This window comes from Pantoea ananatis PA13 (assembly GCF_000233595.1).
GTDB lineage: Bacteria > Pseudomonadota > Gammaproteobacteria > Enterobacterales > Enterobacteriaceae > Pantoea > Pantoea ananatis.
Genome location: NC_017554.1, coordinates 2,775,749 through 2,791,583 on the forward strand (window position 1 = coordinate 2,775,749; position 15,835 = coordinate 2,791,583).

Consider the following 15,835-nt stretch of genomic DNA (forward strand, 5'->3'; position numbering starts at 1 on the left):
TATGCCTCCCTTTCAACAGTGATTGAAGGGGAGGAGAGCAATGAGGCAGCTATAATCAAACCATTATCTATGGTCTTTCTTGTCCTTCCCCTTATGTTTTTTATCATTATCTTTGTGCTTTTTATGCAGTGCATGTTCATTTCGAATGAGGGCGCTTATCTCCTCCTCCTTATATGAAAGGTTCATTCTGGCTAGCTCATCCTGAACGTTTTTAGCACTATAACCTTTCTCTTTAATTAGTAAAGTAACTGAAGGTCGAAGCAACTCCAGGACTTCGGCCTCATCCATGCCGGGAGTGGGCAAGGAAGGAAGTTCATCAAGTTTTTTAATAACATCAGCCACTTCGGCTTTCGTTAAATACCTCTTCTCGCTCATGGTTTTTCCTTTGTCTGATACCACCTAAAAAAAGCATTAACAGGATTAAGACATTAATAATTTATCTCTGAATTATTACAATTAAATGTAATGCGGATTTTTTTAACTAAATTTTCAAGCAAAAGAAATCAATTTGCTATCCTTTTTCCGCTGTTGTTTTCACGCATCTGAGATAAACTGATACAGGCTTTTTTAAGTATGTATAATGTCAGATCTGAGCGTGAGGTTAAGTTAATAGCGCCATCGTTAAGACAGTTTTGAATGCCGAAATCACAAATAACGTGCCCTTATTAGCTTAAGCTGTGCATGTTTTAAAGACTATAACACTCATGCAGAATCAACTGATCCGGATAACAGTATTTCCATAATAAATTTCCACGCTCTTATGCCCATAAAGTACCTGCTTCTTCAATTTGTCAGAGCATTAATCAGTGCTGTTGGTGCCTGTTAAGCAGTCGATGAAACTTTGCTGGTAACCTGGTGAGAAGCACCCTTGATAAAGCGTCAAAACCGGACATGATAACGTCTCCTTTCAATGCCCAGAAAAGCGCCACCCAGGTCACGACTGTTGCTGCCACAATAAATGCGCCGCCCATGTCGAATGGAAAATGCACGCCCAGAAAGATACGTGACCAGGCTACCAGTAGTGAAAGCAGAGCCATGACAGAGCCAAAAACCCAGCTACGCCGGAAGAGCAATGCCAAAGCTACACTGAAAAACAGAGTGCCGTGATCGCTGGGAAATGAGGAGTTTGGCACGTGATCGATCCATAAATGACCAAGCCCCATCATAAAAGGGCGGGGGTGGAAATAGACGACTGAGCACACCATGCTAATTGACAGCGCTGTCAACCCACTAATTCCGACAAATAGGGCCGTTTCTCGCTCCCGTCTTCTTCCCGTGAACCAGTGAAGAAGCACGATCACAGGTATAAAGAAAATCAGATATTCCGCGCTGAAAACGGCAAAATCAATCAGCCAGTCAGGCGTGCCAACAGGCGCGTTAATTTTAAGAAACAGGTTTTGATTGAAAACTTCAGTAATGTTATCCATTGCGTATCTAACCTTAGAGAAATTAAGATTAGATATTGACCATAAAAGATTAATTTAACCTTAACACTCAACTTTTTTACGTCTGTCGTCTCACTGGATATTTGCCAGTCATGCTGCTCGGGAGGTGCTGTAAAATTATATGACACCGAACTGAGCCCTGCAGCAGGGACATTACACTTCCCCCACCAGGCACTGTTCTGCATCCATCCCGTCGGGCCCATTCTGTAAAACTTCGGTGCGCGCGGATTTCGCCAAATCAGAATTTGCTTTAGCGGATCTTTAGTCTTGCTTTTATAGAGACCTTACAATGGCGAGGTTCAATCCCAAAATGCCATTTCTGATATTAAACCAATGTCCGCTCCTCGCTCAAAGCGAACATCCGTTTAGGGTTTAGCCCGTTTTGTTCCAAAGCGGACGTTCAAGTAAACATAGAAAACAGCACTATCACAATAGCTGTCCATGATACCAACGCTCTCCGGTGAACCATTCATCACGAGCCTCACTCCCATAGTATTCGAGCGTAATACCCAATTCCTGCACATTAGCTGGAAGAATGAGCCCCCGCTCAGCAGCCAGGCTGCGCTCTTTAATCAAAGCGGAGGCACCATTTTCAGAACGGTTTTCAGTAATAAAGCTTTGGTAATAGTCTTCTGATCGATAGAGACAGATTTCGCTTGTAAACATATCCGGAAGGCATATAACCGCAGTAATCCGAGGGGCTGTAATTCATACCAGCAGTTGCCGTTATAAGATTTGAACAAGCATTAATCATGGCTTGGGCGCAATCTGCTTTAGTTTTAAGTGTGCTGTACTTTCCCTGAACAAGATTAATCTCTACCGGAATTTTGAAATTCCAGTAATGCTCATCTTCTGAAAACACGCTTCGTTGAGGGTTATGAAATGTATCAGCCCAACGTTTAAGAGCTTTTAAGCGGCGTGGAATATTTCTGACTTTGGTTCGATGATCTCTGTTAAGCCGTCTGCTCATGAGTATTTCAATTTTCACCCTTTCAAATGATTTAGGCTGTGTGCAGCTAACCGTTAAGCATTAATATAAATCACCTTTCTCGAGTTGAAACGCCTTATGGTCGCTTTTCGCTCATAGCGGACTTTGAGCGCCGACTGTCCACCTTGTGCCAGAGGCGAACGTTGCAAACGAACTTCTATGTTAAATATTGGACGCCGTCACTGATGAAACATTATGTTAGGTTCACTAGCTAAAAATTAATCGAGGGTATCGAATGTTTAGCATTTCAGAAGTAGATAAAAGTGATTCTGATCTGGCCTTGCTGGTCAGCGAGCTCGATGCCTTTCTGAGCGAATTGTATCCTGCAGAAAGTAATCACTGCCTTGACCTTTCAACAGTAAGTGACGAGCAGCTCCGTTGCATCATTGTGCGTGATGAAGGGGGGATTCCGTCAGGTTGTGGTGCTTTACTCTTTCTGAAAGATGGCTCAGCTGAGATCAAGCGGGTTTATATTCGACCGGAATACCGGGGCAGAAAGCTGGGAGAGCAGATAGTCAGTACAATCGAGATAATTGCTTCGGAACAAAATTTGCCCTTATTACGGCTTGAAACAGGGATTCACCAGCAACCAGCGATAGCACTGTATCGCAGATGCGGTTACGAGATATGTGATGCATTTCCGCCGTATGAAGCAGATCCGTTGAGTGTTTTTATGTTTAAAGAGCTTCCTAAAATGGCGCCAGGAAAGAACGGAATAAATCGATAGTGGTTCGCCGCCAGGTTGTTATGTTTAAAGTGGCAGAACATCTCTATCGCTATCATTTTGACGTCCGCTCCTCGCTCAAAGCGGACGAATGACCATCTCACCTTCCCCTGAACCCCTCAGGTATTGCGTAATCCATTTCTGGATTCTGCATATGGATGAAAGTTGCAATCTTCTTGTTTGTTTTGCGCTGCTTAATGGCTTTGATTTGACCAGCGATTGTGCCATAAGCTCGCGTTGCTAACTTCGGCGGGAACCAGTTTAAGGGGTAGCATGTCAAAAGAGATGCGGGTTTAAGCTGTATTACTTTCGTACGATAAAATATCGGGATAAATGAGCTAACATGATGAAAAGTAAAAACGCGATTATTACAGCCATGTTCTTTTTTGGACTTTCACCTTCGTGTTTTTCTGAAAATGGTTCGTTTATCCATCCTGGTGCATTAAACACGGCTGATGACTTCAAAAAAACAGCTCTGGAAGTAAAAGAAGGACATCAACCCTGGTCTTCAGATTTTGCGTTATTACGCAGTAATGCGCATGATTCACCTGACTATACGCCTCATCCTGTGGCTGTTCTTTACAGGGGCACGGCGGCAGGCCATCCAAAAGAAAATTACGCACTCCTCTTTAATGACGCTGCGGCCGCATATGCTCTAGCTCTGGACTGGCGGTTGAGCGGAGACGACTCACGTGCAAAGCGGGCCGTTTATATTCTCACTCAGTGGGCGGAAAAACTGCGATCCATTGACGGAACATCAGATAAATTTCTCGCGGCCGGACTCTACGGCTACCAGCTTGCTGTCGCAGCCGAAACGCTTCGGGGGTCATCCGACTTCTCAGCTTCTCAGCAAAAGGCGATCAGAAATATGCTCGTTACGGTGTTTGCACCCATGAACATCGCCTTTCTTGAGCATCATAACGGCGCAAAAACGGACCACTACTGGGCAAACTGGGACCTGTCTAGTACCGCTTCACTGATGGCTATTGGTATCTATGCAGACCGAAAAGATTTTTATGAAAAGGCCCGGCACTACTATCTTGATGGAAACGGTAACGGCGCGCTCAGAAAAGCTGCATGGAAAGTTTATCCTGACGGACTTGTCCAGTGGCAGGAGAGCGGGCGAGATCAGGCGCACACGTTGCTCGGCATTGGTCTGGCAGGAACCATCTGTCAGCTTGCCTGGAACCAGGGTGATGACCTGTTTGGTGCCTATAATAATCGCTTACTCGGGGCGGCCCGCTACGTAGCCAGATATAATTCAGGAATCAGCGTCCCTTATACTGTTTACCATAACAGTGACGTCGCACAGTCAGTTATTTCAGACAAAGGTCGTGGAGAAATAAGACCTGTGTGGGCATTGTTGTACGGACATTATGTACAGCTTATGCATCTCAGCGCACCAGAGATAAAGGTGGCGCTGGAGAAGGAGGGCCTTGAGGGTGGAGGCGGTAATTACGGCCCGAACAGTGGCGGGTATGACCAGCTGGGTTATGGCACCCTAACTTTCCTTAACTGATATTTAATTAATTTTTTGGCAATAAAGCTGGCCGTGAGAAGCGATCCTAGATACTTACATTGTCTGCAGTGACCCGCCACCTGTTAAGCAATACGCGACAATGTGACAAACTTCAGCCTGCTTCAGAATAACTGCGAACGTCCGCTTTGTGCCAAGAGCGGACGTTACTTAGCGTTTGTCTTAGTAAACGAGAGAACGGCTCAGGGTGATCCGGAGTGTATAACACGGCAGCAGAAATCAGAGCCTTGCCGTTTTACGTAACTTCATTTTTTTAATTCTCTTACGGCTAAACATAAGCCTGCCATCGCCCAGAGCATATCGCCCGGAGTGTATCGCCAGCCAGAACTGCAGCGTTATAAAATAGGGGTTAATAAGCAGTCTACACAGGCCTTTTCGGAACACACCATTCAAAGTAAGGGGTCTAAATCTCGGATAGTTAAGCGAGAAATAGCGGTATTCTCCCAGTCGCCAGCGCCAGTATGACTTCATTTCATTTTTTGCGTCCTCAATTGCATTACAGTTCCAAACCACGCCCCAGCGTCTTTCCCATGTGTCTCTTAACATCCAGCCATGCATCAGAGAAAACCGTTGTGAGTTAAAAGATGCCTGTTTTTTGCCACGAGGTAGCGTAATGACGCACTGAATAAACTGTGTTTCAGTAATTGAAAAATAAATTCCGCGTTCAGAAACCTCCATTAGTTCCTGACGTGGTATCTGGTTTAGGTTAACAATCAGCACGGACTGGTCCAGATTGACCAGCTCAATTTTCTGCTGGTAACGGATACCATGCCCTGACGCCTCAAAATAAAGCGAGAGGTTCTCCACAAGCTCCCCTTTTGCCCGGAACGCCACGCGGGATTTAACCGACTCATGATCGGCTGAATGAGCAAGCCGCACCGAGTACTCTAAATACTCACCCAGTGGTTTCCAGTATGCGCCTAACTGATAGCGCTTGAATTTATACTCATGCGATTTCTGATAGGTTTTCAGTAACCATAATCGTGTGATCTTTTCCCTGCCCCATTTGAAGAGGCGTCCAGCTAAACTCCATGGCATTGGTAAACTCATCTGTCTCTCCTGTGTTTTGATCTGACGCTATCACTTTTCTTCAGAGAGAAATAAAAGCTTTGCGTATCCTTACTAATTGTATAAATCCATTAACATTAAGGTTAAGCGGCTTAACGAAGCTCCGTCCCTGCTCGCACAGGCGGATTTCGATACCCCCCATATCCCGACGTACCCTATATCCTCGGCTTCCGTAATGTGCCAAGAGCGGTCGTTTGATCGAGAAAAATTTAACATACGGGATTGGTCATTAATGCAGGATAATATTGTATTACCATGAGTCATTAACCTTAGGTTTAGGGGGGGGAATTCACGTATAGTTGCTTGTTCACTATTGGTGGGTAAGGCCACACATTTCGGCAGCTATACTTCGCCAACCCTTCGCACATAGGCAACACCTGATTTAAGAATAGATAGCAATAGTGGTACCAAGAAGATTTATTCCTAAGCATGTAGTAGGTGATCTTTTAGCTGCCGGAGTGGTAAATTATACCTAATTTCAGTGAATGTTTTTGTTAGAGCATTAATTGCGTGGAAAACGATAAAGTGAAGATAGGAAGAAATGATAAGTGCTGGTGCAATTCAGGAATTAAGTATAAAAAATGCCATCTCGATCGAGACCGTGAAACTCCGGTATCCAAAGCCGAAGCCCTGAACTTTTCAAAGTCTAATTCCCAGAGGAAGGCGTGTTATGCGCCAGCATCCATGCATGAAGATTGTGATAAACGCATCGTTCAGGCACATACGCTGTCAAAGAGCAGCAGCCTTAAAGCGATTGCTGATTCTAGTAATCATGTCATGGGCGTAGTAATGAACCTTCCGAGCCTAATGAGAAACAAAGGAAGATGGATTCCCGAGAAGATCGGTATAAATCAGGCATCCACTTTCACCGGATTTTGTGCAGTTCACGACAGAGTCTTATTTTCATGCCTAGAGAACGAAAAATTTACAGGCACGGATGAGCAGTGTTTTGCACTAATGTTTCGTTCGTTGTCTAAAGAAATTTATGCCAAGGAGGGGGGGCGGCGGTCTTCCGATTTTGCTAGAAATGCCGATAAAGGTAAGCCACAGGCCGATCAGCTTAATATTCAGGAATATGTCAGCTTGCATCAAAGCGGTCTGAATGCAGCAATAAATGAACTTAGTAATCTTAAAACTAACCTCGACCGCATTCTTCTTAGCAGACAGTTTTCAGAAATTGAAAGTGTAATCTTCACTTTTTCAGATCCATTACCCATTGCGGTTTCGTCAATTCTGTCACCAGAGAGGGATTTCGATGGCACTAAGATTCAGGATTTGAACGATCTTAACGTGTCGGCGGAACAGGTCTGCTTCAATGCTTTTTCCGGCGAAGGTAAAGGATATATAGTATTCAGCTGGCTAGGAACTTCAGCAATTATCAGACGTTTTATACGATCACTGATTAAGATTTCAGCAGACAGGATTTTCACCACTCTCCTGTATTTTTTCTTCACAAAAGCTGAAAATACATACTCATCTCCTGACTGGTGGGACAGCCTCAGTAATAAACAGCGAGAGAATATCTGCAATATGATTATGTCGGGCGTTGAATTTTTTGGTAGCCCTATATCACGGGTCGATCATTCCGTTGATTATAATGCTGTTGTGCTTACAGAGATAAGGTGCAGCAACAGCGAGATTTCCAGCTGAATGTTTTCACGCCAATGGAAAAAGGGGGAAACTGATGTTTTGCGTCCGCTCCTCGCTCATAGCGGACCTTCAGCTCAGTCAGCCTGTCTACCTTATGCCAGAAGCGGGAAGTCTAATTCTCTTAATTGAATATAAAGAAGCTTGCAGGCTGTCAAACTGATACGTACCTGATAATAAATCTAATGGAAACGTGAACCTGAAGACGTTATAACAAAATTAAATTGTTGATTATCAGGTCTAAAATGTACATCAAATACCTTATGGATGACCCGGACTATCTTAATCAGACGACGGAGTTACTGTTTGATGAGTGGTCTCACCTGTCTTCATGGTCGGAATCCAGGCAGATACTTACGCGTCTTACCGAGCGTAATAGTTCAGACACAGAGCAGTTTACCCTGGTTGCCCTGGACGCTGAGAATAAGGTGACTGCTACTGGTAGCCTTATCCTTTATGAACTTATAGATAACCCCCAGCGCGTATACTGGTTAGGCGAAGTTGTTACCCGGTCTACGCATCGTGGCAAGGGGATAGGCTCTGCATTAATAAAACGCATCGTTGAATTAGCTACTGAAAGAAATATTTCTGAACTCTGGCTCTATACGCCTGACAAGCAGGCGCTTTACCGGAATTTAGGCTGGAAAGAACGTGAACAACGTCTCGTAGCGGGTGAATCTGTTACGGTGATGGTTCTCAGCCTGCCCTGCCCGGACGCGGCCTGAAAGCGACAGGAAATATCGCGGGACGGTTAACGTTTTATCTGACCATACATTAAACGTTAACGGCCTGTATCCCCTGCTCTTCCGGCATCCATCCAGTCTACTGTGGGCGCTTTGTGAGCGTTTCTCCACGAGTCTGTGAGCGTTGCGCCGCAAGCGAAGGTGCGCATATGCGGGTGATTTTAATGTCTGATGCACTGCTTTAAGAGGGTCATTCCTCTTTGAGAAGCCGCCTACAGCTGCTGGAGAGACCTGATGATCGCCTCATTCATCTCGCATACCGCCTGTTCGCGTCGGCGATAGTAGGTCCATTTGCCTACCTTACTGGCCTCAAGCAGACCGGCATCATGCAGCGCTTTAAGACACAGTGAGGTAGCGGGCTGTGAAAGGCCCGCTTTGTCCTGAATAAGACTGGCACAGACACCGTACTGATCGAAGGGATAGAGCTGAGAATAATCAGCAAAGGCTTCGTCAGGGCTTTTAAGCCATTTGAGCACCGCAACCCGTGTCGGGTTGGCCAGTAATTTAATGGCATTTTCGGGTGTCATGCCGTCTTCAAACCTCAAGCAGAATAAAAAGGATAGTCAGTATAGCCTTTCTGGCTTCCACCATACAGTGAGGCGCTATCGACGTCGTTCAGCGGATAGCCCATTTTGAAACGCGCCGGTAAATCGGGGTTAGCGATAAACGTGCGCCCGAAGCCAAACAGATCTCCCCATCCCTTTTCCAGCATGCGCTCGGCTTTTTCTTTGGTGTAACGGCCCGAATACATAATGGGCGAACGGAAGGCTTCGCGAAGCGCTTTGCGAAAATCTTCAGGCATATCCGGGCTGTTGTCCCAGTCAGCTTCGGCGATGGAGAGATATCCCGTTTCGAGCGCGTTCAGCATCTGGGCCGCACGGAGGTAGGTAGCCTGCGGATCGCTCTCCACCAGCCCCAGATAAACGCGCTCTTCCTCTGTGCTTGAGAACAGAGGCGCGAAACGCACGCCGACACGATGACTGCCAAACACCGAACTCACGGCCTCGGTAACTTCACGCAGGAAGCGCAGGCGGTTATCAAGCGAACCGCCATATTCATCGGTGCGGAAGTTAGTATGTTCAGAAATAAACTGATTGATCAGATAACCATTGGCGGCATGCAGTTCGATACCGTCAAAGCCCGCTTTTTTAGCATTCTCCGCCGCCGTACGGTACATCGCCACAATCGCTTTCACTTCCGATGTGGTTAACTCGCGCGGCATGCTGGGTTCCGTCAGAATACCGGCACCAGGCCCGGTTTCGATAAACACCCGTACGCCGCTGGCGGCAACGGCTGAAGGTGCAACAGGTGGCTGCTTTCCGGGCTGCAGTTCATTGTGCGATACGCGACCAACGTGCCAGAGTTGGCAAAAGAGGATCCCACCTTCTGCATGAACGGCGTCGGTTACTTTTCGCCAACCCGCGATTTGTGCTTCGCTGTGAATGCCAGGTGTCCAGGCATATCCCTGTCCGCGTGGCTCAATTTGCGTCCCTTCGGTTACCATAAATCCCGCACTGGCACGCTGGCGATAGTAGTCCACCATCATTGTGCCGGGTACGTTGCCCGGCTGCTCACTGCGGCAACGGGTTAGCGGTGGGAGCGCAATACGGTTACGCAAGCTGAGATCACCCAGCGTCAGGGGCGCGAAGAGAGACGACATAACAATTATCCTGTGAGAAGAAAGAAAGACAACATTATATTTACACATTTAAATTTGTAAATGTGTAATTTGTGCGGTCATACCGCCCTGCTCCCTGTTAATGCGTCAGTGAAGACGCCAACAAAACCGCTATCCGCATCAGGAAAACGGTGGATGTCTCCTCCTCGCGCACAGCGAACACGATCCCGCGTGCATTCTTAAGCTGATGTCGTGCGGCGCAGGCGTTGCGCCTGGTGCGAAGTGATCGCCGATGCGTTGGTATCTACGACATCCACAGAAATTGCGCCCCCTGATGCTGATTATCCCGCACTCACGCAGCGTTGCAGGGCGCGGTTGATCTCTGCCGGGCGACTTAATCCAGCAGCCTGTATTTTTCGGTAAAATTCCTATCTGGGGCAAAAGGTCAGCAAGCCTGGATTAAGCGTCTCAAACACGACAGAACATTAGGGCCGTTTGTCATCCCCCGTACATCGGCAGTGGCTGAAGATGTGTACCGGCACGGCATCCGGTATCTTCAGGGGCGGTAACAGCCGTTTGCAGAGGCTGCCCTGAACAGGCAGCCGCTCGATTTCCAGCAAACGGCTCGGGGCGAATACGACCTCAGGTACGCTACAGGTCCAACGCGAGCCAGCATCCGCGCGCATAGCGCGCCAAACCTGCCGCCTCAAAGCGCCACAGATGGAGCCAGCCGTTATCCAGCAGTTGCCGGATGACCTCATGCTTTCCGATTACCGCTTCAATGGCCGTTTGCGGTGCGTCGATAACCACTGTCAGGCGCAGCGGCTCGTGCATCCAGCGCTCGCCGTCGTGGAGCGACTGGCGTGACAAGCCGATGCGCAGATCGCCGCCGTTGCCCTCAAAGACACCGAGGCGTCCACCCACCACGTTATGCAGCACCTTGTTGCCGCTGCCCAGTCGCTGCGGATCGCAAGTGGATGCGTGATACTGCCAGTTGATCCAGTGTGTAACCAGCATCGGAGCGGTCATTAAGCCCTCCAGCAGGCTACCGTCAACATCCTGACTGGCGTCGTAATCATGCAGAAAACTGCGCCCGCTCAGTACTACGCCGCGGCTATGGTGACGCGACGCGATCAGAAAGGCAGCGTTGCCAGCGAGTCCCCATTCAGGTCGGGTTTGCGCGCCATCGTTAGCGCGACGGCGTAACTGACCCAGTAACACATCCTCACGTGCTTGCGGGTCCAGTTGCAGGCCGGGCGCTCGCTCACGGCGTACCTGATCGCAGGCTTGATGAAAAATCGGTTGTATCCTTTCACAGCGTGCACGCGCCGCCTGGGGCAGGAGGTCGAGATCGAACCACTCGATTTCATCGGTGGTCGTGTTGTGCAGCGCAGCCACGAACGCCGTTGAATCAGGAACGTCCACGCCTTGTAACTTCAGCCCCTGGCGAACCGCCGGTTCATTGAGCAACTGGGCCAGGCTGCGCGCATTCACTTCGCCGGTCTGGCCACAGCAGGCACCACAGTCCAGTGCCGCTGCGTGAGCATTGTTAGCTGACTGGCTGCCATGACCGACAAGGAGCACTGTCGGAGCCAGACGTTGCGCCAGGCCCATGGCATGAAGAACCCCCGCCGCCAGCTTAACTTTAGCCTCTGTATTCAGCCCAACCAACTGTGGACGGCAGATCGCACGGTAACGCGCAGCCAGGCCAGCCAGATCGTCCCTGGCACGTGCTTTTTTGCCCGGCAGTAACCCCTTCACCAGCTTGACGGAGTAGCCCAGTCCGACCGCTTCCACAAAGGAGAAGGCGGCACCGGGCCAGTGGCTAACGGCATTCCACTGGTCGGCCATGGCAAATCGGGCCTGACGCGATCTGCTGGCTGCGTTTTGCAGCGCTGTATCGGCCCGGGATGGCGTCGAATTCGCGCTCACAATTCGGTCGTTGACGTCGATGGAAGGCGCAAGTAAGCCGGGTAACTGGGGGCGCCGGGCTTGGGTAGCAAGAGGCGTGTACGCAACCGGAAGGCCGAAGAACCCCGCACAGCCGAGCGTCTGAACGCCAGGACTCGCGGCCTCCAGGGCGCGGCGCAACGGTTCACTGCGAACATCGATGCAGAAAGCGGCCTGGACTTCTATCGCCTCAGCGTCCACATCCTGCCCCTTAGCCGTGGCCAGCCGATGCGCCAACTCACGCTGATAGCCAATCTCCAGCGCCAGCTGCCACACTTCGTCAACCCGCATCGCGTATTCGGTCTCCTCCAGCAAGTGAGGAGCCTGAGCCCAGGCCTGCTGAAGGGAAGCAAATGCTTGCCGGGTGGCGGCATCATCTTTGCATTCTAAAAGGATGATGCCCCAGGCCAGACGAATAGCCAGTAACTCGCGCAGGTGCGCATCCTTACCGCCCGCCAACCCCGCCTGCCAGCCGAGATACGCGCACCAGGAGGCCCAGCCATTAACGGTAAGCAGCACCGACTCCAGATAATCTGCCCACACGGTTTCAGGCAGGCCAAGCCGCTCAATGACCCAGCCTCCAGCGTCCACGGCGTTATCCGGTAACGTCTTGATAGCCTGCCTGATGTTCGGTAAGCCCATTAACAGACCAATGCCATGGTCGTGCTTCAGCGTGTCGAGCCAGAAGGCATATAAGCCCTGATGACGCTCGGGCTGCCAGCTCGCCTGGTGTTCGTCGAAGTAAGCCGCACAGGTTTGGCTAACCTGATGCGTGATGGCTTGCCGCCAGGATAACCTTTTGTGGCGATGGGGATCGTTGTCGAGCACATCGATCAGCAGCGGTAACTGTACTTGCAGGCTACCTGCTTGTAGCGCCTGCGTGCACTGTTCAACCGTCAGGCCGGCCGCTTGCGCCTCAGGTAGCTGGTGCAGCGCCTGGGTGAGATCGGCAACGCTAATACGCCCCTCACGCCAGGCCTGCATCTGCCGATCGCGCGGTGGGAAAACCTGAATACCGCCGAGCGCAGCCATGCGCGCGGCCACCCTGCGCACCGGCATGCCAATACGCGCCCAATGAGGATTGACAGCGATGGCGCGATCCAGTGGCCATGCCGGTGCAATCGCCTGGCAGGCGCGGTGGCAAGCTTGCTCAATGGCGGCCTGCCGTGAATCTGCATTGCGTGCGGATTGCGTCAGGCTCGCCGACACGGATTTCTCTTTGTTGGTCAGTGTATCCATCAGGAAACGCTCCGGGTTGTCAGTGTTATTCAGCGCGGCCTGTCAGCAACAGGTGCATCAGGCATTTCAGGTTTAACGGGCGTGGCATTGCCGGATGCCCAGGTCGTTGGCCACAGGAGCAGCGTCAGGCGCGTATAGGCTTCGTCCAGGTAAAACCCCGCGTAGCTCCAGCGACGCCAGCGCGACAGGCGTTGTGGCTGCTTTTGCAGCAACACCTGGCACAGATACAAGGCCGCCATTCCTGTCAGCGCGATCAGGCCCAGACGTTCATCGGGGGCATCCTGCAGGCCGAGCGGCAGCGCATGCAGAAACAGGGCAATCATCGACAGGCCGATAACAGTGAAGAGCCCGAAAAGAAGCTGTGAGGCAGGTGAAGCGCCGTCGTCTTGCGCATCAGGCAACCACAGCAAGGGCGCCCACGCCATGCCCAACACCCCGCTCCACCACCAGGGCCAGGCGGCCAGATCTGCCAGCCTCAACACCAGAAACACCGCTGAAATCGTCAGCACTGGGGCGAGCATCACACTCACGGTGCCGGGCAACGAGGTCCGGTGCAGCGTCTGCTGGCGAGTTTGTCTTACGCTTTCTGAAGCGGACAGGAAAGCATGGGCTTTGTAGAGCGAATGGCCAATGAGATGCAGAGCTGCCAGGGTGTAAAGGCCAAGCGCGCACTCAAGCAGCATGAAGCCCATCTGCGCGACGGTGGACCAGGCCAGCCGTACTTTTACGCTGATGCGCGTCAACATGACAATGCCTGCCAGTACAGCGGTCGTCAGCGCGAAAATCAGTAACAACACGCGCGCAGCGCCTGCCTGTTCTAACATCGGGGCGAAGCGAATCAGGACAAAGCCGCCAAGATTAACGACGCCTGCATGCAAGAGCGCAGATACCGGCGTCGGGGCTTCCATCACCTGTATCAACCAGCCATGCACCGGCAGCAAGGCCGTGCGAAGAATAACAGCCATCACGAGCAAAACGGCGCTCGCCTGCAAGGGCACGGACGCCCCCAGCTGGGCAATGTGCGCCCACAAAGCTGACAGCGAGAAACTGCCCACTTCCCACCAGGCCAGCGCGGAAGCGCCGAGCAACATCACGTCTGCTATCCGGTCAGCAATATACTTTTTGTGTGCCGCAAACAGGGCAAAGGGGCGATCGGGATAGAAGCAAAGCAGCTGCTGTAGCGCCAGGCCTACAGCGGCCCAGGCGGCAATGAGTAGCAGCCAGTTATCGGCCAGCAGGAGCAGATGAACACTACCCAGTACAGCGGACAGTGCGCCAATGTAGCGCCGCTGGTTCGCTTCGCCTTCAAGGTAACGCACAGAAAATGATGCGATGACTTTGCCAAGCAGTTGTACCAGCAAAGCCAGCACCAGGCCAAACGTCGTTGCTTTTACTAAACCAGGCCATTGCGCCCCGCTGGTGCCCGCGGCGAGGGACACGCCTGCGAAGGCAATGGCGCCATATGACACAATCTGCAGCACACGCCACAGCGCCGTTGTAGACATCCCACTTAAACGTGTCAGCCCTGCTAAGCCCGCCATTAAAACAGCAGGTGCTAAAAAACAAACCAGGTATAAAACTTCAAGGATATTCATCGCATAGCCCTTATGAATGTGACTGAGCCTATGTTCCTTGACGGTTACTATTCTGTAAAATATATTTATTTGAATAAATTGATACCTAAAACAGAACAAATGAATCTTAATCAGCTGAACTTTCATCACCTTTTCTATTTTTGGCGAGTCGCCAGGCTCGGGCACCTGACGCGGGCGGCCGAAGAGCTGGCGACCTCACAATCAGCCGTTTCGGTGCAAATCCGACAGCTTGAGGACCGGCTGGGAGAAAGTTTGTTAATCCGTAAAGGCCGCCGCCTGATCCTGACGGACACAGGTCAGTTGGTCATGGCTTATGCCGATAACATCTTTGGGCTCAGTCAGGAGATGTTGGGACGCTTAAAAGGCCGGTCTGCCGGTGTTACACGGCTACGCGTGGGCAGCGTGGCAACCCTGTCGCGCAACTATCAGGAAAACTGGATTCGACCTGCACTTGCCGATCCTGGTGTGGTGCTGACGCTGGAGTCCGGATTACTGGAAGGCCTGCTGGTCAGGTTGATGCAACATCAGCTCGATGTGGTGCTGGCCAATGAAACCGTTCCCGTGGATACCGATCGCCCTTTGCACTTCGTGTTTCTGGGCAGTCAGTCCATCTCTTTGGTCGGCCCGGCGAGCAAATGGGCATCGCGCAGTCTGCGCATCCCCGAAGATTTGGATGGCGTGGAGATTGCCCTGCCCGGCCCACGCCATGCCTTGCGCGCGCAGTTTGATGCGCTGTGTTCCACAGCGGGCGTAAGGCCCAGAGTGCGCGCTGAAGTCGATGACATGGCGATGCTGCGTCTGATCGCGCGTGACAGCGGCTGGCTCACCGTATTGCCCGAGGTCGTCGTTCAGGATGAACTGCGTAGCGGATTGCTCGTCACCGTCGGCCAGTCTGCGGATCTGCAGGAGCGCTTCTACGCCATTACGACGCCTCAACGGCATCGTATCGACGTGCTTGAACAACTTCTGACGGGCCAAAAACGCCCGGCGCACGATTAAGCATCACCGCTATCGCTCTTTGCCTGCTAACGGGCAAAGAGCGGGCAAATGCCACGATCGGCAGGTCAGTCTTATCGTATTTCTCTGCTGGCAGTTGTCTGTGTCTGCGTATTTGAAGTGGGATTCCCCGCTTGCGTAACCGTTTCCTGTATTACTTTTCGTAAAGCGGATCACAAATCGGCGCGCCGGATAACCCGCTGCACAATTTCGTATTGAATATCAATTTTCCTGGTGCCAGGATAAAACGGCATCACGCTTGTTACCGATTATCGGGCAAAACCT

At 50.9% G+C, this 15,835-nt stretch carries 14 protein-coding genes; 5 read left to right on the forward strand and 9 right to left on the reverse strand.

The window, feature by feature from the left end; translation table 11 throughout:
• Positions 1-63 precede the first annotated feature (63 nt).
• From PAGR_RS13070 to PAGR_RS23205, 4 genes are all read right to left on the reverse strand, one after another.
• Positions 64-375, reverse strand: a complete 312-nt coding sequence (locus tag PAGR_RS13070) for a hypothetical protein (protein ID WP_044042375.1) — start codon at positions 373-375, stop codon at positions 64-66.
• Positions 376-803: 428 nt separating this feature from the next.
• On the reverse strand, positions 804-1,427 hold the full coding sequence (locus PAGR_RS13075; protein ID WP_014606067.1) for an undecaprenyl-diphosphatase: 624 nt from the start codon (positions 1,425-1,427) through the stop codon (positions 804-806).
• Between the two features lie 444 nt (positions 1,428-1,871).
• Positions 1,872-2,111, reverse strand: a complete 240-nt coding sequence (locus tag PAGR_RS24260; RefSeq protein ID WP_258165756.1) for a DUF3916 domain-containing protein — start codon at positions 2,109-2,111, stop codon at positions 1,872-1,874.
• Entirely contained in the window at positions 2,050-2,415 is a 366-nt protein-coding gene (locus PAGR_RS23205; RefSeq protein WP_258170243.1) for a DUF3916 domain-containing protein, read from the reverse strand. The genes PAGR_RS24260 and PAGR_RS23205 overlap by 62 nt, the downstream gene beginning before the upstream one ends.
• 253 nt (positions 2,416-2,668) lie before the next feature.
• On the opposite strand from PAGR_RS23205, the gene PAGR_RS13080 reads away from it, so the two are divergent.
• Both PAGR_RS13080 and PAGR_RS13085 read left to right on the forward strand, forming a co-directional pair.
• Positions 2,669-3,160: a GNAT family N-acetyltransferase gene (locus PAGR_RS13080; protein WP_014606068.1), complete on the forward strand. Its 492-nt coding sequence runs from the start codon at positions 2,669-2,671 to the stop codon at positions 3,158-3,160.
• A 340-nt stretch (positions 3,161-3,500) separates the two neighbouring features.
• Entirely contained in the window at positions 3,501-4,676 is a 1,176-nt protein-coding gene (locus tag PAGR_RS13085; RefSeq protein ID WP_014606069.1) for an alginate lyase family protein, read from the forward strand.
• A gap of 237 nt (positions 4,677-4,913) precedes the next feature.
• Here PAGR_RS13085 and PAGR_RS13090 read toward each other — a convergent pair whose 3' ends face one another.
• Positions 4,914-5,744, reverse strand: a complete 831-nt coding sequence (locus PAGR_RS13090; protein WP_014606070.1) for a hypothetical protein — start codon at positions 5,742-5,744, stop codon at positions 4,914-4,916.
• A gap of 528 nt (positions 5,745-6,272) precedes the next feature.
• Between PAGR_RS13090 and PAGR_RS13095 the strand changes: the two genes are divergently transcribed.
• Both PAGR_RS13095 and PAGR_RS13100 read left to right on the forward strand, forming a co-directional pair.
• Complete coding sequence (locus PAGR_RS13095) at positions 6,273-7,412, forward strand: YecA family protein (protein WP_014606071.1); 1,140 nt, start codon at positions 6,273-6,275, stop codon at positions 7,410-7,412.
• A 242-nt stretch (positions 7,413-7,654) separates the two neighbouring features.
• Complete coding sequence (locus tag PAGR_RS13100; RefSeq protein ID WP_014593493.1) at positions 7,655-8,134, forward strand: GNAT family N-acetyltransferase; 480 nt, start codon at positions 7,655-7,657, stop codon at positions 8,132-8,134.
• A gap of 230 nt (positions 8,135-8,364) precedes the next feature.
• On the opposite strand, the gene PAGR_RS13105 is transcribed toward PAGR_RS13100, so the two are convergent.
• From PAGR_RS13105 to PAGR_RS13120, 4 genes are all read right to left on the reverse strand, one after another.
• The gene (locus tag PAGR_RS13105) at positions 8,365-8,679 is read right to left on the reverse strand and encodes an ArsR/SmtB family transcription factor (RefSeq protein ID WP_014606072.1); all 315 of its coding nucleotides are present in this window, start codon (positions 8,677-8,679) and stop codon (positions 8,365-8,367) included.
• Between the two features lie 14 nt (positions 8,680-8,693).
• Complete coding sequence (locus PAGR_RS13110) at positions 8,694-9,812, reverse strand: alkene reductase (RefSeq protein ID WP_014606073.1); 1,119 nt, start codon at positions 9,810-9,812, stop codon at positions 8,694-8,696.
• A gap of 609 nt (positions 9,813-10,421) precedes the next feature.
• Positions 10,422-12,959 carry a YbcC family protein gene (locus tag PAGR_RS13115; protein ID WP_014606074.1) on the reverse strand — a complete coding sequence of 846 codons (2,538 nt, stop codon included), beginning with the start codon at positions 12,957-12,959 and terminating at the stop codon, positions 10,422-10,424.
• A 29-nt stretch (positions 12,960-12,988) separates the two neighbouring features.
• On the reverse strand, positions 12,989-14,680 hold the full coding sequence (locus PAGR_RS13120; RefSeq protein ID WP_237711067.1) for an NADH-quinone oxidoreductase subunit L: 1,692 nt from the start codon (positions 14,678-14,680) through the stop codon (positions 12,989-12,991).
• On the opposite strand from PAGR_RS13120, the gene PAGR_RS13125 reads away from it, so the two are divergent.
• A complete protein-coding gene (locus PAGR_RS13125) occupies positions 14,654-15,553 on the forward strand; it encodes a LysR substrate-binding domain-containing protein (RefSeq protein WP_026020934.1) in 900 nt (299 codons plus the stop codon). The genes PAGR_RS13120 and PAGR_RS13125 overlap by 27 nt on opposite strands.
• The last annotated feature ends 282 nt before the right edge of the window (positions 15,554-15,835 follow it).